The sequence below is a fragment of the Aureimonas phyllosphaerae genome (genome assembly GCF_047943035.1).
Lineage (GTDB): Bacteria > Pseudomonadota > Alphaproteobacteria > Rhizobiales > Rhizobiaceae > Aureimonas > Aureimonas phyllosphaerae.
Genome location: NZ_CP181348.1, coordinates 4,110,209 through 4,131,889, shown reverse-complemented (window position 1 = coordinate 4,131,889; position 21,681 = coordinate 4,110,209). Strand labels below are relative to the sequence as shown.

At 66.6% G+C, this 21,681-nt stretch carries 19 protein-coding genes; 3 read left to right on the top strand and 16 right to left on the bottom strand.

Annotation, left to right across the window (positions count from 1 at the left end; genetic code table 11):
- Positions 1–17 precede the first annotated feature (17 nt).
- Positions 18–1,640, bottom strand: a complete 1,623-nt coding sequence (locus tag ACLNGM_RS19755; RefSeq protein ID WP_416356254.1) for an ABC-F family ATP-binding cassette domain-containing protein — start codon at positions 1,638–1,640, stop codon at positions 18–20.
- A 1,317-nt stretch (positions 1,641–2,957) separates the two neighbouring features.
- Here ACLNGM_RS19755 and ACLNGM_RS19750 point away from each other — a divergent pair.
- The gene (locus ACLNGM_RS19750) at positions 2,958–3,632 is read left to right on the top strand and encodes a ZinT family metal-binding protein (protein WP_416358499.1); all 675 of its coding nucleotides are present in this window, start codon (positions 2,958–2,960) and stop codon (positions 3,630–3,632) included.
- A 184-nt stretch (positions 3,633–3,816) separates the two neighbouring features.
- Positions 3,817–4,470 (top strand): TetR family transcriptional regulator C-terminal domain-containing protein, encoded by a 654-nt coding sequence (locus tag ACLNGM_RS19745; protein ID WP_416356253.1) that lies wholly within the window; start codon positions 3,817–3,819, stop codon positions 4,468–4,470.
- Between the two features lie 46 nt (positions 4,471–4,516).
- On the opposite strand, the gene ACLNGM_RS19740 is transcribed toward ACLNGM_RS19745, so the two are convergent.
- The 10 genes from ACLNGM_RS19740 to ACLNGM_RS19695 all read right to left on the bottom strand — a co-directional run bounded on the left by ACLNGM_RS19740 (position 4,517) and on the right by ACLNGM_RS19695 (position 13,350).
- Entirely contained in the window at positions 4,517–5,035 is a 519-nt protein-coding gene (locus ACLNGM_RS19740) for a flavin reductase (RefSeq protein ID WP_416356252.1), read from the bottom strand.
- A complete protein-coding gene (gene rutD / locus ACLNGM_RS19735; protein WP_416356251.1) occupies positions 5,032–5,826 on the bottom strand; it encodes a pyrimidine utilization protein D in 795 nt (264 codons plus the stop codon). The genes ACLNGM_RS19740 and rutD overlap by 4 nt, the downstream gene beginning before the upstream one ends.
- Positions 5,823–6,212, bottom strand: coding sequence for a pyrimidine utilization protein C (gene rutC, locus ACLNGM_RS19730; protein ID WP_416356250.1), 390 nt, complete (start codon positions 6,210–6,212; stop codon positions 5,823–5,825). Before rutC ends, rutD begins: the two co-directional genes overlap by 4 nt.
- Positions 6,213–6,225: 13 nt before the next feature.
- Positions 6,226–6,969 (bottom strand): pyrimidine utilization protein B, encoded by a 744-nt coding sequence (gene rutB, locus ACLNGM_RS19725; protein WP_416356249.1) that lies wholly within the window; start codon positions 6,967–6,969, stop codon positions 6,226–6,228.
- Positions 6,966–8,057: a pyrimidine utilization protein A gene (rutA, locus tag ACLNGM_RS19720; protein WP_416356248.1), complete on the bottom strand. Its 1,092-nt coding sequence runs from the start codon at positions 8,055–8,057 to the stop codon at positions 6,966–6,968. Before rutA ends, rutB begins: the two co-directional genes overlap by 4 nt.
- Positions 8,058–8,376: 319 nt before the next feature.
- Positions 8,377–9,027, bottom strand: coding sequence for an aspartate/glutamate racemase family protein (locus ACLNGM_RS19715; protein ID WP_416356247.1), 651 nt, complete (start codon positions 9,025–9,027; stop codon positions 8,377–8,379).
- A gap of 8 nt (positions 9,028–9,035) precedes the next feature.
- Positions 9,036–9,920: an ABC transporter permease gene (locus ACLNGM_RS19710; RefSeq protein ID WP_416356246.1), complete on the bottom strand. Its 885-nt coding sequence runs from the start codon at positions 9,918–9,920 to the stop codon at positions 9,036–9,038.
- Position 9,921: 1 nt separating this feature from the next.
- Positions 9,922–10,806, bottom strand: a complete 885-nt coding sequence (locus ACLNGM_RS19705) for an ABC transporter permease (RefSeq protein WP_055888314.1) — start codon at positions 10,804–10,806, stop codon at positions 9,922–9,924.
- A 216-nt stretch (positions 10,807–11,022) separates the two neighbouring features.
- Positions 11,023–12,318 (bottom strand): ABC transporter substrate-binding protein, encoded by a 1,296-nt coding sequence (locus ACLNGM_RS19700; protein ID WP_416356245.1) that lies wholly within the window; start codon positions 12,316–12,318, stop codon positions 11,023–11,025.
- A gap of 42 nt (positions 12,319–12,360) precedes the next feature.
- Complete coding sequence (locus tag ACLNGM_RS19695) at positions 12,361–13,350, bottom strand: ABC transporter ATP-binding protein (RefSeq protein WP_416356244.1); 990 nt, start codon at positions 13,348–13,350, stop codon at positions 12,361–12,363.
- Between the two features lie 271 nt (positions 13,351–13,621).
- Here ACLNGM_RS19695 and ACLNGM_RS19690 point away from each other — a divergent pair, with 271 nt between their 5' ends.
- Complete coding sequence (locus ACLNGM_RS19690) at positions 13,622–14,329, top strand: GntR family transcriptional regulator (protein ID WP_416356243.1); 708 nt, start codon at positions 13,622–13,624, stop codon at positions 14,327–14,329.
- Between the two features lie 7 nt (positions 14,330–14,336).
- Here the strand turns inward: ACLNGM_RS19690 and ACLNGM_RS19685 are convergent, their stop codons facing one another.
- From ACLNGM_RS19685 to ACLNGM_RS19665, 5 genes are all read right to left on the bottom strand, one after another.
- Positions 14,337–16,166, bottom strand: a complete 1,830-nt coding sequence (locus ACLNGM_RS19685) for a putative bifunctional diguanylate cyclase/phosphodiesterase (protein ID WP_416356242.1) — start codon at positions 16,164–16,166, stop codon at positions 14,337–14,339.
- Entirely contained in the window at positions 16,163–17,593 is a 1,431-nt protein-coding gene (locus ACLNGM_RS19680) for a sensor histidine kinase (protein WP_416356241.1), read from the bottom strand. Before ACLNGM_RS19680 ends, ACLNGM_RS19685 begins: the two co-directional genes overlap by 4 nt.
- A 47-nt stretch (positions 17,594–17,640) precedes the next feature.
- Positions 17,641–18,954, bottom strand: a complete 1,314-nt coding sequence (locus ACLNGM_RS19675; protein ID WP_416356240.1) for an aminotransferase class I/II-fold pyridoxal phosphate-dependent enzyme — start codon at positions 18,952–18,954, stop codon at positions 17,641–17,643.
- A gap of 287 nt (positions 18,955–19,241) precedes the next feature.
- Positions 19,242–19,940, bottom strand: a complete 699-nt coding sequence (locus tag ACLNGM_RS19670; RefSeq protein ID WP_416356239.1) for an OmpW/AlkL family protein — start codon at positions 19,938–19,940, stop codon at positions 19,242–19,244.
- 147 nt (positions 19,941–20,087) lie between these two features.
- Positions 20,088–21,515: a sensor histidine kinase gene (locus ACLNGM_RS19665; protein WP_416356238.1), complete on the bottom strand. Its 1,428-nt coding sequence runs from the start codon at positions 21,513–21,515 to the stop codon at positions 20,088–20,090.
- Positions 21,516–21,681 lie beyond the last annotated feature (166 nt).

The following is a 21,681-nucleotide window of genomic DNA, read 5'->3' as shown; positions in this document are numbered from 1 at the left end:
GCGGAGTGCCGTGCGAGCTAGTTGCGAAGCCCCGGCGCTTCCTGGCCTGTGCGCTCGACATATTCGCTGTAGCCGCCGCCGTAGAGATGCGGGCCTTCCGGCGTCAGCTCCAGCACGCGGTTCGACAGCGCCGCCAGGAAGTGGCGGTCGTGGCTGACGAAGAGCATCGCGCCCTCGAAGCGGGAGAGCGCCTCGACCAGCATCTGCTTGGTGGCGATGTCGAGATGGTTGGTCGGCTCGTCGAGGACGAGGAAGTTCGGCGGGTCGAACAGCATGCGCGCCATCACGAGACGCGCCTTCTCGCCGCCCGACAGAACCCGGCACTTCTTCTCGACCTCGTCGCCGGAAAAGCCGAAGCAGCCGGCGAGCGCGCGCAGGGGAGCCTGGCCCGCCTGCGGGAAACTGTCCTCCAGGGACTGGAGCACCGTGCGCTCGCCGTCGAGCACTTCCATCGAATGCTGGGCGAAATAGCCCATCTTGACGCTCGGACCCCGGGTCACCGTGCCGGAGTCCGGTTCCGACGTGCCGGCGATCAGCTTGAGCAGCGTCGACTTGCCCGCGCCGTTCACGCCCATGACGCACCAGCGCTCGCGCCGGCGCACCTGGAAGTCGAGCGCGTCGTAGATCGTGCGCGTGCCATAGCGCTTGGAGACTGCCTTGACCGTCGCGACATCCTCGCCCGAGCGCGGCGCCGGCAGGAATTCGAAGCGCACCGTCTGCTGGCGCTTCGGGGGCTCGACGCGGTCGATCTTGTCGAGCTTCTTCACCCGGCTCTGCACCTGCGCGGCATGGCTGGCGCGCGCCTTGAAGCGCTCGATGAAGGCGATCTCCTTCGCCAGCATCGCCTGCTGGCGCTCGAACTGCGCCTGCTGCTGCACCTCGGCGATGGCGCGCTGCTGGCGATAGAACTCGTAGTCGCCGGAATAGGAGGTCAGCGCGCCGCCGTCGATCTCGATGATCTTGTTGACGATGCGGTTCATGAACTCGCGGTCGTGCGAGGTCATCAGGACGGCGCCGTCGAACCCCTTGAGGAAGCCTTCGAGCCAGATCAGGCTCTCGATGTCGAGATGGTTCGACGGCTCGTCGAGGAGCATGATGTCGGGGCGCATGAGGAGGATCTTGGCGAGCGCGACGCGCATCTTCCAGCCGCCCGAGAGCTTGGCGACATCCCCGTCCATCATCGACTGGGTGAAGCCGAGACCGTCGAGCACCTCGCGGGCGCGGCCGTCGAGGGCATAACCGTCGAGTTCGTCGTAGCTGCCCTGCACCTCGCCGTAGCGGGCGATGATCTCGTCCATCTCGTCGGCACGGTCGGGGTCTGCCATGGCGGCTTCGAGTTCGGCCATCTCGGCAGCCAGAGCGCTGACAGGACCGACGCCGTCCATTACCTCGACCACCGCGCTGCGGCCCGCCATGTCGCCGACGTCCTGGCTGAAATAGCCGATCGTCACGCCGCGATCGACCGAGACCTGGCCTTCGTCGGGCAGTTCCGAACCCGTGATCATGCGGAACAGGGTCGTCTTGCCCGCACCGTTCGGGCCGACGAGACCGATCTTCTCGCCGCGCTGGAGCGCGGCCGACGCCTCAATGAAGATGATCTGCTTGCCGTTCTGCTTGCCGATGCTCTCGAGGCGGATCATGCGAAAAATTCCACGTCGGCGGGGGAGGGTGCTGCCTCAAACCATCCCGTTTGCCGCAGCGCAAGAGCGGAGTGCGCCGCGTCGAGAAATTGCCCATAGGCGAGCCCCCCCTTGCGCAGCACTAGAGTGTTACATAATAACATTACAAACTGAGGCAATTCCAAGCCTCGCTGCATGGAGACGATGATGCTGCGCCAACTTGCCTGCGCCACAGGCCTCATACTGGTTCCGTGGTCGGGCGCCATGGCGGAAGACGCCGCACGGGAACGTGAGGCGACGACGCTTTACCGCGTGTTCGTGGGCGACCACGACGCTCCCAAGGTCACGGCCTTCGACCTTGGCGATCCAGCCAAGCGCTGGTCGTTCGAGACGACCGGTCAAGCTAGACTCTACGGCGTCGACAACGGCTCGGCGGTCGTTGTCGTCCAGTCCGAAGACGACAGGGTCGACATCATCCGCAGCGGCATTTCCCTTCACTCCCATGGCGACCACTCGGACATATCGATCGCCGAGCCGGCCGCCGTGCGCGAGGCGCTCACCGGACCCCGCCCGTTCCACCTGATCGACCACGGCGGCAAGGTCGTCATCAACTTCGATCGAGGGGGCTATGCCGAGGTTCTCGACGCGCATGCGCTCGGAGAGGGCAGGTTGGAGGCGACCCGGCTTGCGCAGGGACTTGCTCACCACGGCTATGCCGCGCCGATCGGAAAGGCCTGGGTGACGACGGTCGCGTCCGACGCATCCGTCGAGGGCAGTGCTGCTCCCAAGCGCCTCGGCCTTCGGCAGGTCGAAGCGGACGGGATGCCCGTCGGCGAGGTGCAGCCCTGCACCGGGATCCACGGCGAGGCCTTCTCCGGCGCCTATCTCGCGACGGGATGTGAGGAAGGCATCCTGACGGTCACCGCCGGGAAGGAGGACCCCGAGTTCCGGATGCTGCCTTACCCCGCCGATCTTCCGGCCGGCGAGAGCACGGGAACGCTGCTCGGCTCGAAGAGCCTGCAGGTCTTCCTGGGCAACTTTGGCGCCAAGGGCCTCGTCGTGGTCGATCCTGCGGGCGAGCCGCATATCCAGCATATCGAACTTCCGTTCCGGCGGATCGACTTCGCGCTCGACCCTGCCAACGCCCGCTTCGGCTATGTCCTGACCGAGGACGGCACCCTGCACCGGATCGATGTCCTCGATGGCAAGATCGCGCAAAGTGCCCGGGTCACCGAGCCCTACTCGATGGACGGCCACTGGAACGATCCGCGTCCCCGACTCGCGATGGCCGGCGACGAGGTCGTCATGAGCGACCCGAAGGCTGGGCTGGTCCGCCGCATCGCCAAGGACACGCTGGAAGAGGCTGGTACGGTTTCCGTCGAGGGGGTACCCTACAATATCGCCGTCGTCGGCGGCAGCGGGGTCGTCCACGAGGGCGACGGCCACGACCATGCGGGCCACGGCCATTCCCACGGCGACCCGAAGATCTATGCCGGCTACTTCGAGGACAGCCAGATCCAGGACCGGCCGCTGTCGGACTATGCCGGCGACTGGCAGTCGGTCTACCCGTACCTCCAGGACGGCACGCTCGATCCCGTCTGGCAGCACAAGGCGGAGAAGGGCCCGATGGATGCGGCTGGGTACAAGGCCGAGTACGAAACCGGCTACCGGACGGACGTCGAACGGATCACGATCGAGGGCGATGTCGTGACCTTCTATAGGGACGGCAGGCCGCTGAAGGGGACATACGCGTCCGACGGCCGTGAGACCCTGACCTACAAGAAGGGCAACCGCGGCGTCCGCTTCATCTTCCGGAAGACGGACGGCGACGCCGATGCCCCGCAGTTCATCCAGTTCAGCGACCATGGGATCGCACCGGCGAAGGCCGACCACTATCACCTCTACTGGGGCAACGATCGCGCCGCTCTACTCGAGGAGGTCACGAACTGGCCGACCTATTATCCATCGACGCTGACGCCGACGCAGATCGTCAGCGAGATGATGGCGCACTGACGCGCTTCGCCGAGCGACGGGCTTAGGAAAAGATGCAGAAGGCGGGCGCATGGCCCGCCTTTCGCGTTTTCTGCGGCAGGCGCGGGACAATCCACAGCCCGCCCGTTGGCTTTTCGGCGCCACGCGCTCTACGACTGGGACGGACGTTTCGGGGAGCGTGGGTCGCAATCGTCGGGGGAAGGGGATGGCCGAGAAGGAGTCAGATCGACCGGTTCCTGCGCCCGCAGTGCCGGCGACCCGCATCCAGACGATGACGCGTGCCCTGATCCTCGACGCCGCGCTGGACATCTTCTCCCGCCACGGTCTGCGCGGATCGACGGTGGACGAGATCGCAGCCCGCGCCGGCATGTCCAAGGCGAACCTTCTCTACTACTACCGCCGCAAGCAGGATCTCTACGAGGCCGTCCTCGAGCGCACGCTGGCCGAATGGCTGCAGCCGCTGGAGGAACTGACGGTCGAGGGTGATCCGGCGGAGGAGCTTCGCCGCTACATCACGGCGAAGCTCGCGCTGTCGGCCGAGCGGCCGGAAGCCTCCCGGCTCTTCGCCAACGAAATCCTCGCCGGCGCGCCGGTCATGATGCCCAGCCTCGAGACGACGCTGCGCGATCTCGTGTCGAAGAAGACGGCCGTCATCCGGGCGTGGATCGCGCAAGGGCGGCTGGCTCCGGTCGATCCCGTCCACCTGATCTTCGCGATCTGGGCGACGACGCAGCACTACGCCGACTTCGACGCTCAGATCCGCGCCATCCTCGGTCCCAAGGCGGAGAGCCCCGATTTCCGCTCGTCGGTCACCCAGTCCGTCCTCGCGATCATCCTCGACGGCGTACGGCCTCGCTGAGAGGGAGCGCCTCACCTGCGAAAGCCTTCAGCCAATCCGGCCGAGATCACAGGCGGTGATAGGTCCGATCGAAATAAATGAGCGCGCCGCCGTCCTCGCGTGAGCGGATCGAGACGACGCGGCAGAAGAGGACATCATGCGTTCCCGCCTCCGTGACCGTCTCGATCTCGCAGCCGATCGAGACCAAAGCGCCCTCAAGTTCGGGCGTGCCGGAAGCGTTCGAACGCCACGATGCGGCAGCAAAGCGCTCGTCGGCCGGCGTCCGGCCGCCGAATAAGCGGCTGACCTCCGCCTGCTCGTCGCCGAGGACGTTGACGCAGACCCGGCTGTTCCGCCGCACCGGCTGATAGGCGGAGGACGCCCGGTTGATGCAGACGAGAAGCGTCGGCGGGTCGTCGGTGACACTGCAAACCGCGGTCGCCGCGAAGCCGGTGCGCCCGCCGGGCCCGTCGGTCGTCACAATGGTCACGGCCGCCCCGAGCCGTGCCATCGCGTCGCGGAATGCGGAGCGGTCGACAGGTTCGGCGTCGTTCGGGAGAACAGGCGATGCTGCGGCGGCACTCATGGCGATCGTGTCCCTTCCAGCGACGCAAAGAACGAGACGACGGCCGCATCGAACCAGGCGGCCTCGGTGATGTTGACCGCATGGGCGCCGTGGTCCGCCAGGGCGAGCCGCGCCCCTCCGATCCGTTCCGCGAGATTTACGGAGCGCGTATAGGGCACGAGGAGATCGTCCTTTGCGGCCACCACCAGCGTCGGCACCGCGACCTCGCCGAGCCGGGCTTCCATGTCGAAGGCGCGCAAGGCCTTGATGCGGGACAGGACGGTCTCGCGTCCCTGGAAATGGGCGATCCCGTGCGCGACTTCGGCTTCAAGACGCGCGGCGTTCTCGGCCATCCAGGCGGCGGGGTAGAGGAACAGCGGCTGGGCGTTGACGAAGGCCTCGACCCCTGCCTTTTCCAGAAGCGTGATCCGCGTATCGAAGCAACGGCCGGAATGGGGATCAGCGCGACCCCAGGCGTTGACAAGGACGAGGCTCCGGGTCGGCGAGACAGGCCGCAGGGCGAGATCGAGGCCGATCAGGCCGCCCAGCGCGTGACCCATGAAGTGGAAGTGCTCGGCGCCGATCGCCTCGGCGATCTCGAGGACGTCGTCGGCCATGGCGGCGATCGTGTCCTGCCCCGCACCACCGCTGCGGTTCGTGCCACGATGATCGTAGGTGACGACGCGAAAATGCGGCGCCAGCGCCTCGATCTGCGGGGCCCAGTAGCCGCCGGAGCCCCCGAGACCGGACGAAAGGATGAGCGTCGGCGCGCCGCCGTCGGTGCGCCCAAAGACGTCGTGATGCAGCGTCATGGGCGGCCGATATGCGCGACGGTGGCGATCTCCACCAGCGCGTCGGGCTTCACGAGGCCGCAGAGGATGCAGTAGCGCGCCGGCTTGTCGCCCGGAAAATACTCGGCATAGACCGCGTTGACCGCGGCGTAGTTCGCCCAGTCGGTGATGAAGATGTGGTTCATGGTCACGTCCTCCATTGTGCCGCCGGCCGTTGTGATGACGGACTTGATGGTTTCGAGGACGTGGCGCGTCTGGGCCCCGGCGTCGCCGACATGCACGACGTCGTTGTTGGCGTCGAAGGGGAGCGTTCCCGAGACATAGAGGATCCCGTCGGCGAGCGTTCCGGGCGAGAACGGGGCGATCGGCTTCGACGTGCCCGCGGGGACGACGATGGATTTCGGCATGACGGCTCCTGGATCAGATCGAGGGGGAGGAGGCGGCCTGCGAGACGGCGCCGCAAAAGTCGGCGACCGTCGAGATCCAGCCGAAGAAGGTCTCGACGTTGTAGGCCGCCGCCTCCTGAATGAAGGCGGGACCGAGCTGGTGCGTCGCGTCCTCCAGCATCACCGCGAAATATTCGAGGTGGAAGGCGTCGCGCAGCGTGCTCTCGACGCAGACATTGGTGGCGATGCCGACGAAGACGAGGTTGCGGATGCCACGCGCGCGTAGCGTGCTGTCGAGGGTCGAATTGAAGAAGCCGCTGTAGCGGGTCTTCGGCACCAGGAGGTCGCCTGGGCGCGGCTGCAGCGCATCGACGATCGCGTAGTCCCAGGTTCCCTTGGCCAGCAGCGTTCCGGCAAGTTCCGGGCGGCGGCGCATGGTCTTCAGGGCGTTCGACTTGTGCCAGTTGGGCGAGCCGGGCCCGCCGGCGTCCTGGTAGTCCTTGTCCCAGCCGTTCTGGAGGTAGACCACGAGGACCCCGGCGTCGCGCGCCGCCGAGAGGGCCTTGCCGATCGCTCCGATCGTGCCGGCGGCACCCGAGATGTCGAAGCCGGCGAGGTCCACGTAGCCGCCGGGCGTCGCATAGGCGTTCTGCATGTCGACCACCACGACGGCGGTCTCGTGGAGCTTCAGCGACAGCGGCTCCGGGCGGGCGGGCAGGGTGACGCTCTCGCGCGTCTGCGGCCGGGGCACGTGTCCGGCAGCGGGAAGCGCGCTCATTCGGCGGCCTCACGCTGGAAGGCGACGTGCCGGCGGGACGTCATCTGCGGCTGGATGCGGGTGCCGAAGGCCTCCACGCCTTCCACGAAGTCGTCGAAGGTGAGGAGCACGCCGCCGGTGCCCGGTACGGTCGCGACCTCGTCGAGGAGCCGCGCCACCGTCTCGTAGGAGCCGACGAGCGTTCCCATGTTGATGTTTACGGCCGAGACCGGATCGGCCATCTGCCGGACATTGGTGTCGGCGCCCGACTTCGTGTCGGCCGCGCCCTGGACGCCCAGCCAGGCGATCGCCTCCGCGTCGGCGCCCGCCTTGTAGTGCTCCCACTTGGCGCGGGCCGCCTCGTCGGTCTCGTCGGCGATGATCATGAACAGGACGAAGGTCGAGACGTCGCGGCCCGTCTCGTCGGTCGCCGCCTTCAGCCGGGCGGTGTTGCCGGCGAAGGCCTTCGGCGTGTTGACGCCGACGCCGAAGCAGAAATTGTAGTCCACGTGGCGGGCCGAGAAGGCCATGCCGGCGTTGGACGAGCCGGCGCAGATGATCTTCACCGGCGTCTGGGGCTGCGGCGACAGGCGGCAGTCGTCCATCAGGAAGAACTCGCCCTTGAGGTCCGACCGGCCGGTCTCCCAGAGCTCGCGCAGGATGGTGGCGTATTCCGCGAGATAGTCGTAGCGACGGGCGAAGTACTCGTCGCCGGGCCAGAGACCCATCTGCGAATATTCCGGCCGCTGCCAGCCGGTCACGAGATTCAGCCCGAAGCGACCGTTCGAGATCGAGTCGATGGTCGACGCCATGCGGGCGACGATCGCGGGCGGCATCACCAGCGTCGCGGCGGTCGCGAAGAGGCGGATGCGCGTGGTGACGGCGGCAAGGCCCGCCATCAGCGTGAAGCTTTCGAGATTGTGGTCCCAGAACTCGGTCTTGCCGCCGAAGCCGCGCAGCTTGATCATCGACAGCGCGAAGTCGAAGCCATGCCGTTCCGCGCTCTGCACGACCGCCTTGTTCAGGGCGAAGCTCGGCTTGTATTGCGGCGCGTTTTCCGAGATCAGCCAGCCGTTGTTCCCGATCGGGATGAAGACACCGATTTCCATCCGTCCTCTTGCTCCAGCAATGCGGCATCAGCACCGCACCGAATGCACAGCAAGACGCGTGCCAGAGACATTTTCATAATTGATTGCAATGGCTTGTAAGGAGAGGCGATAGCCGGGTGTCCGAGGGCGGCCGGGAAAACTGACCAAATGGACAAATTCGAGAGGGAGATGCCGAAAACCGCGGCAACCCATGGTTACTGCGTTGGCAACGGGTTCCGAGGATGTCTTCGTCGATCCGCGCGCCCGCCGTCGGAGCCGCTTCTCCGCAACCGCCGCCTGACCCATCCTTCAGCAGCAGCCGGAGGGCTCCGGACCAAGGTCAGGCATCTCGCGACTGCGCTTCCAGCGCCTTGACCGCGCAGACCACACCGTCGAACACGGGCACGCCGAACCGGGCGGCGAACGTCTCGGCGAGATCGGCCATGCCGGCGCAGCCGAGGACGACGGCACCGGGCTGGTCCTCGCCGAGCGCCGCCGCGATCTCGGCCGCCACCGTCTCGCGTGCGGCGCTGCCGGGCTCTTCCAGAGCCAGCACCGGCACCTCGGAGGCGCGCACCCGCCGGCAGAGGCTGCCGAGCCCATAGGCCCGCACGTTCTCCTCGATCACCGGAATCGAGACCGACAGCGTCGTCACCACGCTGAACGCGCGATCCCCGTCGGCGGCGGCCCGCATGGCGGCCTCGCCGATCCCGATGACCGGCTTGCCCGTGAGCGTTCTCGCCGTCTCCAATCCCGTGTCGTCGAAGCAGGCGATCACGAAGGCATCGGCGTCCGCGTCCCGCTCCGCGATCAGCGCGAGGAGGCCGGGCTCGGCCGCCTCGCCATCAGCCGGTCCCTGGATCGACGCCGGACCGGCATGGTTGGTGGCGGAGAGGATGAACGTGCCGGGCGAGGCCGCGGCCCGGGCCGCCGCCTCGATCTTGTGCGTCATCGAGACGGTGGCGTTGGGATTGATGAAAAGGATGCGCATGGCGGCTTTCAGAGCGTACCCTTGCCGGCGTCGGAGGCGCCGCGCATGCGACGCGCACGAAGGAACAAGCCGGTGCCGAGCGTGAGGGCAATGACGAGGAAGGACACTGCCGTCGTCAGCGTGCCGAGCGCGTAGATCGCCGGGGTGGTGACCGTCGTCGTCAGGCCTTGGAGTTCCAGTGGCAGCGTATTCGGGCCGCCGATTGCCTGGGAGGTACGGGCGATCTCGTCCCACGACAGGGTGAAGCCGAAGAGCGCAACGCCGACGAGATAGGGCGCGATGATCGGCAACACGACATGGCGGAAGGTCTGCCACGGCGTTGCGCCGAGATCGCGAGCGGCCTCCTCGTAGGCCGGGTCGAAGCGGTTGAAGACGGCGAACATCACGAGCATGCCGAACGGCAGGGTCCAGGTGAGGTGCGCGCCGAGCGCCGAGGTGAAGAGGCCCATCGCCGACTGGTAGCCATCGCCGCCGAGGCCGTAGGCCTTCACGACGTCGTCGAAGATGCGAAACTCCAGCGCGATGCCGAGCGAGACCGCGATCGACGGCAGGATGAGGCTTGCGATCGCCGTGTAGAACAGGAGCGTCGAGCCTCGGAACCGCCGCCGGAAGGCGAGGCCCGCCAGCACCGAGATGACGACCGTCAGGACGGTCACCACGAGGCCCAGCCGGAACGAGCGTCCGAACGCGGCCCAGACGTCGACGACGCCGAGCCCCTGCCACAGCACGCCGAACCAGTGGGTCGAGAACCCGTTCATCGGGAACGTCAACCCGCCCTGCGGCCCCTGGAAGGAGAGGACGAGGACGGTCAGCGTCGGCCCGTAGAGGAACAGGACGAAGAGCGAGAAGAAGATCGCGAGCGGCCAGAAGGCGCGGGAGCGTTTTTCCGGCACTCTATAGTTCCTTGCGGATGTCGACGACACGCAGGAGCGCGAAGACGATGAGGAGGACGGTGGCGAGCAGCACGACGGCGTTGGCGGCGGCGATCGGGAACTGGAGGTAGCTGATCTCCGTCTGGATCGTCTTGCCGACCGAGGCGATCTGCTGGCCGCCCATCAGGCCGACGGTCACGAAGTCGCCCATGACGATGGTGAGGACGAAGATCGAGCCGATGGCGATGCCGGTCTTCGACAGCGGCACGATCACGTTCCACAGGATCTGCCAGCCGGAGGCACCGGCATCCCGTGCCGCCTCGATCAGCGAGCGGTCGATGCGCAGCATGGAGTTGTAGATCGGCACGACCATGAAGAACGTGAACAGGTGCACGAAGGTCAGCGTCACCGAGAAGCTGGAATACAGGAGCCAGTCGATCGGCTGGTCGATCGCCCCGAGGCTCATCAGCGTCCGGTTCACCAGCCCTTCGCGGCCGAGAAGCGGAATCCACGAGATCATGCGGATCACGTTGGAGGTCCAGAACGGGATCGTGCAGAGGAGGAACAGCATCGACTGGACCGTCTTCGATCGCACCTCGAAGGCGAGGAAGTAGGCGATCGTGAACCCGATCCCGAGCGTCAGCACCCAGACCCTGAGCGCGAAGCCGAGCGTCGACAGATAGGTGCGGAACGTCGTGCACAGCGCCGGTAGCCGCGTGATGCAGCGGTCGAAGACGTCGGCATAGTTCTGCAGCGTGAAGGCCGGCTGGATCTGGTAGTTGTCGTAGGTCCAGAAGCTCACCATCACGATGAAGGCGAGCGGCACCACCAGAAACAAGAGGAACACCAGCGCCAGCGGCGCCGCCTGGAGATAGGGCGCGAGCCCCGTGCGTTCGGACGCAGCCATGCGGCCTCCGTGGGTGGGAACGTTGCAGCGTGGGGCCGCGTGGATGTGGCGGGGCTGCCGCCCCGAGCCCCGCTCGGGAAGGAGTTCCCGAACCCTTCTTTTCGTTTGGGACCTTTCCGAAGATCGGGAGGGCCGCTGGCCCTCTCGATCTTCGGACACCTCATCAAATGAGGAGGGGCCAGGGGACATCATGTCCCGTGCGACAACCGCCGCGCCTTATGCCGCGACGAACTCGTTCCATTTGCGGACCATGTAGGCGTCCTCGTCCATCACTGCGTTCCAGCAGGCGACGGCGCCCATGCGCTCGTTGAAGGAGCCGCCGTCGCGCACGTCGCCGGTCTTGGCGATGACCTGGCCCTGCGGGGAGAGAATGTCCTTCTCGGCCGGCTTGCCCTCCATCCAGTAGGCCCATTCGTAGGGCTGCATGGCGGACTTGGCAGTCGACAGGACGCCGGAATAGTAGCCCTGGCGGTTGAGGAAGGCGCCGGCCCAGCCGGACAGGAACCAATTGACGAACTCGTAGGCGGCGTCGAGCTTCGGGCCCTCGAGCGTCGCGGGCAGGGCGAAGCCCGAGGCCCAGGCGCGGTAGCCCTCCTTCAGCGGCTGGAAGCGGCAGTCGATGCCCTTGGCGCGCACGGCGGTGACGGCGGGCGACCACATGGACTGGATCACGGTCTCGCCGGAGGCCATGAGGTTGACGCTCTCGTTGAAGTCCGACCACAGGGCGCGGAACTGGCCGCCCTGCTTGGCCTCGATCAGCGCGTCGATCGTCAGGTCGATCTCGTCGCGGGTCATGTTGCCCTTGTCGGGATACTTGTACTTGCCCGACGCCTCGATCGCCATGGCGGCGTCCATGATGCCGATCGAGGGGATGTTGAGGATCGAGGCGCGACCCTTGAACTCGGGGTTCAGGAGTTCCGCCCAGCTCTCGATCGGGCGCTTGATGAGGTCGGGCCGGATGCCGAGCGTATCGGCGTTGTAGGTGGTCGGGATCAGCGAGATCCACTCCGTCGGCGTCGCCGAGAAGGCCTTGGACTTGTTGGCCTCGAGATAGAGCACCTTCCACGGCGCGGTGCCCTGGTCGCCGATCTTCTTGCCGTCGATCTCGCCTTTGGTGAACACCGTCGTGATGTTGTCGAATTCCTTGATGCGCTTGGCGTCCATGCCCATCAGGTTGCCGGTCGGCACGAACTTCTTCAGCGAGAAGTATTCGGTGTCGACGATGTCGAACGTGTTGGGCTGGGTGATGATGCGCTTCGTCACCTCGTCGGTCGTGACAGGCACGTACTCGATCGTGATGCCGAGATCCTCCTTCACCTTGGCGGCGATCTCGGTCGACTGGTTCACCGCCGTGCCGAGATAGCGCAGCGTCTTGGCCTCCTGCGCCCGCGCGCCGGACACGAAGGGAAAGCCGGTGACCTTGGTGGTCACGACCGCGCCGGCGGCGAAGACCGCACCGGACTTCAGGAAGGCGCGGCGGTCGAGCCCGCTGGTCTTGGGGGTGTCGCTCATGAGGTGGTCTCCTTGGGTCGGGGCTGGAGGAGGGCGGAAGGATCAGGCGGCTTCGAGGGCGAACTCGTCGCCGCGCGACCAATGGACGGCACGCGTCTGCCCGAGCTCGGCCGGGGTCGCGTTGAACTGCTCTTCGGGGATCACGGCGGTAATCTCGCCGGCGTCGCCGGCATGGACGACGACGGTGACGGTGGCACCGCCGTATTCGACACCGCGCACCTCGCCGGAGACGGAGCGCGCGTCGGTGCTGCCTTCGCCGATGCGCACCCGGTCGGCGCGCACGGAGACGGGCCGGCCGTCGAGCTGCAGGACGTTATGGCCGCCCATGAAGCGGGCGACAAAGCCGGTGGCCGGGCGGTGGAAGACGTCCTGGGGGCTGCCCGCCTGCTCGATGCGGCCGTCACGCATGATGACGACGAGATCGGCGAGCGCCATCGCCTCGTCCTGCCCGTGCGTGACATGAAGGAAGGAAATGCCGAGTTCGCGCTGCAGGCGCTTCAGCTCGGTGCGGACGCGAAGTCGCAGGAACGGGTCGAGCGCCGACAGCGGCTCGTCGAGGAGGAGGATGCCGGGATCGGTGACAAGGGCTCTCGCGAGCGCGACGCGCTGCTGCTGGCCGCCGGAAAGCTGCGCGGGCATGCGCGTCTCGAAGCGCGCGAGGTCGACGAGCTCCATGACGGCGCGCGCCTTGCGGTATCGCTCGTCCTTCGAGGCGCCCTTCATCTTCAGGGAGAAGGCGACGTTGTCGAGAACGGTGTGGTGCGGAAACAGCGCGTAGGACTGGAACATCATCGCGGTGCCGCGCCGGGCTGGCGGCAGATCGGTGACGTTGTTGGCGCCCAAGATGATGTCGCCGCCCGATGCGCTTTCGTGGCCGGCGATCATGCGCATGGTCGAGGACTTGCCACAGCCCGAGGGTCCAAGGAAGCAGCAATAGGTGCCGGCCGGCACGCGCAGGTCGATCGCGTCCACCGCCGTCGTCGCGCCGTAGCGCTTGGTCAGTTTGACGAGTTCGAGGTCTCCAGGGGCCATGCGTCCGTCTCCGCTTCTCTCGCAGGAGACGAATGCAGGAAGCGTGCCACATCGAGGCTGGCCGGAAACGCGCGGCTTCGGCAGCGGAGATGGAAGGCAACGCATCCATGGGCGGCGCCCGATGCCCATGGACGAAGCGCCGCCTCTCGCTTCCTGCCTAAAGCGTATACAATTTGTGTATCCGATCCGCTGATCGTCACTCGGTCGGCGTGGCACGGTTCCTGCATGAAAGACGTCGGCAGCCGACGGCCGCCCAGAACGGAGACGACGCGTGCCCCCCGATCCCGCTTCCCCCGGCGACGTCACGGCCTCATGGGAGCCGATCTGCGACGGCATCATGCATGCGATCGCGCGTCACCGCCTCGGGCCGGGCGCCAAGCTGGTCGAGGAGGAGATCGCCGAAATCTATGGCGTCAGTCGCACGGTGGTGCGGGCCGCCCTGCAGGCGCTGGCACGGGACGGTGTCGTCATCCTCCAGCGCAACAAGGGCGCCCGCATCGCCCATCCGACACCGCGCGAGGCGCGCGAGATCTTCGAGGCGCGGGCCGTGATCGAGCCGCCGCTCGCCGCCCTTGCGGCCGAGCGCATGGGGCCGGACGACGTCGCGAGGCTGCGCGCCGCGATCGACGCCGAGCATGACGCGCTGCACGCCGACAACCCGCGCGAGGCCGTCTACCACTCCGCCGACTTCCATCGCAGGATCGCCGCGCTATCCGGCCACGGCGTCCTCGCCGCGATCGTGGATGGGCTCCTGTCCCGCTCCTCGCTGGTGATCGCGCTCTACTGGCGGCAGACGGCGACGCTTTGCGACAACGCCGCCCATCTCGCGCTTCTCGACGCCCTGGTGCGCGGGGCCGGCGACGACGCGTCCGGGCTGATGAAGCGCCATGTCGAGACGCTTCTGGCCGATCTCGACCTGACATCCAGTCCGCCGCCCGCGTCGGACCTTGCCAGCGCCTTGAGCCTTCGCCGTCGTTGAGCCCTCGTCAGGCGTTCTGGCGGATGAACTCGCGCGCGGCTTCCTTGCTCATCGGCTTGGCGAACAGGAACCCCTGCGCTTCGGTGCAGCCGTTGGCGGTGATGTAGTCGAGCTGGGCCGAGGTCTCGACGCCTTCGGCCGTGGTCGTCACGCCGATCTTCGACGACAGCTCGAGGATCGACTTGATGATCGCCACGCTCTTGGCGTCGCCGTTGATCGCCTGCACGAAGCTCCGGTCGATCTTGATCTTGTCGAACCGGAAGTTCTGCAGCGAACTCATCGACGAGTAGCCCGTGCCGAAGTCGTCGATCGACACGCGCACCCCCAGTTCCTGCACGGAGCGCAGGAAACCGACCGTCTCCGGCTTGAGGGCGAGGAGCGAGCTCTCGGTGATCTCGAGCTCGAGGCGGCTCGGATCGAGCCCCGTCGCCGCCAGCGTGTTGACGAGGACCGGCAGCATCTCGCCGTGCCCGACCTGGAGCGCCGAGACGTTCACGGCGATGCCGATATCGGCAGGCCATTGGGCGGCCTCCGCGCACGCTTCACGAAGGACCCAGTCGCCGAGCGCCACGATCAGCCCGGTTTCCTCGGCCAGCGGGATGAATTGGTCAGGAGCGATGGTCCCCTGCGTCGGGTGATGCCAGCGAACCAGAGCCTCGAAGGACTTGAGCCTGGCGGTCTGGGCGTCGAACAGCGGCTGGAAGTTGAGTTCGAGGCAGCCGTCCTGAACCGCATGGCGCAGGTCCATCTCGAGGATGCGGCGGGTCCGGCGTTCTTCCAGCATCGCCGGATAGAACACCTTCACCTTTCCCTTGCCGTCGGCCTTGGCCGCGTACATCGCGGTATCGGCAGCGTTCAGGGCTTCGTCGACGTCGGCGAACGCGGGCGACAGGCGGACGAGGCCGCAGGACGCCCCGATCTGGCAGGACGGGCCGCCGAGATCGAACGGCTCGCACAGCCGCGCCACGATGGCGTCGGCGACCGGCTCAGCCTCGGCGGCGTCCTCGCCCTCGAGCACCAGAGCGAACTCGTCGCCTCCGAGGCGCGCGGCGAAGGACGGGGCACGCAGCGAAGTGGACAATCGCTCGGCCACGCCCGCAAGGACGATGTCGCCGACCTCGTGGCCGCGTTCGTCGTTCACCGCCTTGAAGTGATCGAGGTCGATGAAGAGAAGGACGGCCGAAACCGTCGCGCTGCGAACCAGCGCGGCGCTGAGGCGCTCGCGCAGGGCGACGCGGTTGGGAAGCTGCGTCAGGGCGTCGTGATAGGCGAGGAAGCGAAGGCGATCCTCGCTGACGTTGAGGCTGTCGCGCTGCTCCTCGACGCGCATCTCCAGCACCGCCTGCTCGGCGCGCGCGGCGTCGAACGACTGCTTGCGCGAGATCTGGGTCTGGATGCGGGCAAAGGCGATCGCGAAGTCCACCGGCTTGGTGACGTAGTCGTTCGCGCCGTCCTCGAGGCAGGCCACGACATCCGCGCTCTCGGACTTCGCGCTCACCATCACGATGGGAAGCTCGGCCTGGGATCGCGTCTGCCGGATCCGGCGCAGCACCTCGTGGCCCGACATGTCCGGCATCATGATGTCGAGAAGGACGAGGTCGAAGCGCTCCGCCTCCACGGCCTCGAGCGCCGGAAGGCCACCGCTCGCCTCCACGACCTCGAAGCCACGCCGCACGAGGCGCCGGGTGAGGATTTCGCGATTGTCCTGGACGTCGTCGACCACGAGGACGCGGGGAGCCGCCGACGCAACCGGTAAGGACACTTCGCCGGAATGGGAAATCGTCTGGGACGACATGATCGGATCTCGAAGGTTGGTCGGAACGAAGGGGCGGTTCATGCGGCCATCTCGGCGACGGCTGTCTGCGGCAGAGAAATCGGCGTGTCCGGATCGGCATATTTCGGCTCGGCCTCGAGATGGGCCGGAAGCCGGATGGTGAAGCAGGACCCTTCGCCATGCTTGCTGGTGACGGAAATGTCGCCGCCGAGCAGGATCGCCTGGCGCTTGGTGAGGGAGAGGCCGAGCCCCGTTCCGCCGTATCGGCTGCTGGTGGAAAGTTCGGCCTGCTCGTAGTCGGCGAAGATCCGCGACAGCGCCTCCTTGCGCATGCCGATGCCCGTGTCGGTGACGGCGAGCGTCAGTGTGTTCTCGGCACCGGCATTGAGGGTGACGGACAGCTGGACGGTGCCGTTCGCGGTGAACTTCGCCGCGTTGCTGAGGAGATTGAGGAGCATCTGTCGGACGACCGTCCGGTCGGTGGTCACGTCGGCCGCCGGGTTGGGGCAGATCAGGACGAGACGGTTGCCGTTCTTCTCGACCATGGGCTGCGTGTTGGCCACCACGTCGTCGCACAGTTCGCGCAGCGTGAACTGCGAGGGCTTCACGGGCTGCTGGTTGGCCGCCTCGCCGTCGAGGTTGAGGACGTCGGAGACCAGCGACAGGAGATGGCGACCGGCCATGTTGATCTTGCGGATGTCGGACGCCTTCGTGTCGGCCGACGGCGCGTCCATGTCGCACTCTTCCAGCAGGATCTCGGAAAAGCCGATGATGGCGTTGAGCGGTGTGCGAAGCTCGTGGCTCATCTTCGAGAAGAAGCGGCGGCGCGCCTGGCTGCTGCGCTCGGCGGCGCTGCGGGCCTTTTCGAGGTCCACCACGGTCAGGCGGTAGCGCTCGGCCTCGGTTTCCATCTCGTCGCGCAGCGCCGTGACGCTGGCGTAGTAGATCGCCATCCAGCCCATGTAGACGGTGGCCGCGGCGATCGAGAGCCATCCGAGGATGCGTAGCGCCGCCGTCGGCACGATGGGAACGAGGCCCCAGTATCCAGCCGCTCCAAGGAAGACCGCGATGTCCAGCGCGAAGACCATCAGGATTAGGCGCTGGCGGTCGCCATGGTAGAACAGGCCGAGCAAGAGGGCGACGATCAGCCAGGGCAGGAAGGGTGAGCTGAACCCCCCGTAGAAGAAGGTTCCGAACAGCGCCGTCGTGGCGAGCAGCTGGAAGGACAGGAACGAGGCGAGCTTGATGTCGCCCGTGGCGCGCAGGAGAAACGGCAGCGTCCAGAACGAGCAGATCGCCGCGATCATGATCACGAGCGGCGCGTCGACGCTCGGCGAGGTGAAGAACAGGAACAGCCCCATCGGCTGCGCGATGATGGGGCCGAACAGGTGCGTGAAGACGAACACGCGGATCATCTCGTTCTCGGACCGGCTGCGGCCGGCCGAGCCCGGCGCGAACCAGGCCAGAAGACTTTCGATCCAGGCGTTCAAGGCGTCCCCTCCCGATCCCGCGTTCGTCTCGGCGTGCCGATCGCCCCTCAGGAGGCGATCGCGAAGCGCTGTCCCTGGCCGTGTGCGAGCGCGGCACGAGCCGCCTGCATGCCGGCCTCCATGTGCCGGGCGGCCAGTTCCACCTCGGCGGCGGAATGCGTCGCCATCACCTGCAGGCGGAAACGGGCAAGCCCCTTGCCGACGGCCGGGAATTCCACGAGGTTCGACACGAGGCCGAGCGTCGGCAGGATCTTGGCGGTCATGCGCGCGAGCTTCTCGTCGCCGGTCTTGACCGACACGATCGCCGACGGATCGCCGTAGACGCCCATGCCCCGCTCCTCAATCTGCCGGCGCAGCGACAGGACGTTGCCCAGCAGACGATTGCGAAGCGCCGCGCCCTCATTGGAGCGCACGATCGACAGGGCCTGTCCGATGATGGCGACCTGCACCGGCGAAAGCGCGTTCGAGAAGGTGCAGGAGGGGCTATAGAAGCGCAGATACTCCTTCACCGCACGCTTGCGCGAGGCGACGAAACCGCCGTTCGAGGCGAAGGTCTTCGAGAAGGACCCCATCACGAGGTCGACCTTGCCGAGCATGTCCTGCATGCCGATGTGACCGGTGCCGTCGGCGCCGAGACATCCGAGGTCATGGGCCACGTCGACCATCAGCGTGGCGCCGAACTCGTTCGCCAGAGCCTGCAGGCCGGCGATGTCGGGCGTGTCGCTGTCCATCGAGAACAGGCTCTCGGTGACGATCATGATCCCGGCCTTGGGATCGCGGGCCCGGATCGTGCGCAGGCGCTCGCGGCAGTGCTCGTTGTCGAGGTGACGGAAGAGGACGACGTTGCGGGTGGCGGCCTGCGCGCCGGTCTGGAGGCACGCATGGGCGAGCGCATCCATCACGATGTAGTCGTGCGAACGCACGAGCCCCTTGATCACGCCGAAGCCGGCCGCCCAGCCGGTCGGATAGAGGACGACCTCGTCCATCTTGAGGAAGTCGGCGAGCGCGCGCTCGAGGACGATGGAGCTCGCGGTGTTGCCGACGAGAGCGGGCGAGCCGGCGGAATGGACGCCGATCTCGTCGATTGCCGCATGGGCACTCGCGCGCACCGCCGGATGGGCGCAAAGACCGAGGTAGTCCTGCGAGGCGAAGTTCACGCCTTCCATCAGGTTGCCGGTGTCGTCGCGAACGCCGCAGCTCGAGGCCGGGCCGGTCTCCGTGGCGCGCGAGAAGGGCCACACGCCGTGACGCCGCCGCTCGTCCTGCCAGTCATAGAACCGTTCGCACCGTTGCAGGAGATCGGTGTCTTCCATGACCCGGAAGTCCCGCATGCTGCCCGTCAGCGCCTTGTCGCTCGCCATCGTCCACACCCCTATTGAATTGTCTTATTGGTTGTTTGTGGGCGACCTTATCGGATGAACAATAAAGATCAGTGAAGAGGTGGGAGCTTGCAAGTATTGGATACCAAAGCGTGAAATGGTAAACTGCGGGCAAACGTCTGGTCGGTAAGTAAGGCAGGCGAAGTGATCCGTTCGACGACGGTTTCCAGCGGTGCGACATGCCGGATGCCATCGCTCGAAACGAACAGACCGCCCGCCTCCTTCGAGGCGAGCGGTCCATGAGAATCCAGGTTCTTGGGGGAAGGGCGTCAGAAGCGGAAGGTGATGCCGCCCGAGAGAACAAGCGGGTCGAGCTTGACGTCCGCCTCGATCGGCGCGCCGCCGAGCGTTCCGCGGGCCGACGTGCGCAGCCGCGCCTTCTTGGCATCGAGGAAGATGCCGAACCGGTCGTTGACCATCATGTCGACGCCGACCTGCGCGGCGATCCCGATGGCCGGATCGACGTCGAGCTCGTTGATCGCCCCGTCCTTGTTGTCGAACACGAACATGAACATCGGGCCGAAGCCGACATAGGGCTGGAACCAGCCCCATTCGCGCACCTGGTACTGGAACGTCAAAGCCGTGGGGCCATAGACGATCCCGCCGACGCGCCCAAAGGGGGCGGCCGTGCCCGCGCCGTCGATATCGATGTCGGGAGGAAACCCGCCGGTGAAGGCGAGGGAGAGGTTCGGGTTGAGACGGTAGCCGAGTTCTACCAGGCCCGTGACGTGGTCGTCGATCGCGATCGTCGCACCGGGCACGACAGCGCCGCCAACCCGCATGGTTGCGCCTTCGCTCGGCATGATGCTGGCAACACCGGCGCGCACGAAGAAGCGCGACGGATCGGGAACGCCTGTGTCGGCAGCGACCGGCTCCTCGATAGGAGCGCCGGCCACATCGGCCGCGCGGGCCTCGGGCGCGAGCCAGAGCGCCGGGAGAAGGAGAAGGGAGAGGAAGTGCCTCGTCATGGCGTTGGCCTCGGCGCGATCCTGCGAAGGAAAGGGAAGTCGACGATTCGACAGGGCGCGTCGCCACCACCTGGCCGATTCGTCTATTCTGTAGGAGATATTGGATGAAGAATGGTTAACGTCGGACATCGCCGGTGGCGTCCCGTCTCAGGCCGCAAGGGCCAGTTCGCGCTGCGGACGGGTGGTCGAGCCTGCCGCATGGGTCTGGCCGCGCGGCAGCGTGATCGTGAACATGCTGCCTTCGCCCACGGTGCTCGTCGCCTCGATGCTGCCGCCCATGGCCTTGCAAAGGCGATGAACCAGCGTGAGGTTGAGGCCGGTGCCGCCGTATCTGCCCTCCGCCGCGTCGCGGTCGACGCTGAAGGTCTCGAACAGGGTCGAAAGGACGGCGGGCGGAATGCCGGCCCCGGTGTCCCGCACGGCGATCTGGAACATGGCGGCATCGGTCGCCGGCCTCGCTTCCACCGTCACCGTGCCGCCTCTCGTGTGGGTCACGGCGTTCTCGATCACGGCGTCCAGGATCTGCGTGACGCGCTGCTCGTCGCCGACGAGGGGGCCGAGGTCGGTGGCGCAGGAGACCGAAAGGCGCGTCGCCATCTCGCGGGCGCGCTCGCCATGGCGCTGGGCGACTGCGGCGAGCACGGCCTCGATCGCCAGGGGGCGGCTGTCGAAGCTCATGCGGCCGGCCTCGATCTTCGACAGGTCGAGGATCATGTTGATGAGACGCAGGAGGTACTGACCGGCGTCGAGGATCTTGTCGACGTCCTTCTCCATCATCGCGTCGCGCTCCTCGATCGCGTCCTCCTTGAGGATCTGGCCGTAGCCGATCACCGCGTTGAGGGGCGTGCGCAGTTCGTGGCTCATGCGGGCGAGGAATTCCGAGCGGGCCGCAGTCGCCGCCTCGATCGCAATGACCGCGCCGCGCAGCTCCTCCGATACACCGCGCCGGCGGCGGACTTCCGCCTCCAGCTCGCGGCTCGCATCGAAGATGCGACCGTAATAGATCGCCATCATCGCGACATAGCAGAGCGCGGCCAGCGTCGAGACGATGCCCAGACCATGCTGGGCGTATTCCGGCAGGTCGTTGCGGGGCGGCTGTCCGATGAGATAGAGCGCGAAGAAGACCGCGAAGCAGCCGGCCGAAATCAGAAGCAGGCGCATGCGCACCTTCGGGTCGCCGCCGATATAGAACAGCGACAGGATCGGGATGATCAGGATCCAGGGCGTCGTCGGCGAGGAAACGCCGCCGTTATAGTAGAGGCTGAGGAGGATGCTGAAATTGAGGTTCAGCACCGACGCCGAGACAAGGCGTGTGTAGGAGATCCCCGCCTTGAGGAGGAAGGGGAAAATCCAGAACGCGTTGATCGCCGCGCCCAGTGCCAGAAGGTCCCAGCCCGGCGTCGGATCGAGGAGGTAGAGCGCCAGGGGGACGGAATTGCCGAGGATCGGCCCCACCGTATGGCTGATCAGGAACATCCGCGCGCAGTTGGCCGCTTCGCGATGCTGCGCGATCTCGGGCGGGATGAAGCGCTGGAGCAGGCGGAAATAGGCGTCTGAAAACGCTCGGCTTGGCATGGCGCATCCGCTGAACGGGGAGGGCGCCTCGATCCCGGGCACCCTTGGATGGCCTCACTTTCTCGGATGCCGACTTGCCTGCGCGTTAATGAGGCAGAGTCCATCGTGCAGCAGTGTTAACCATTCCTTCAAATCCGACCGATAAACCTGTTCGTGAAGTGACGTA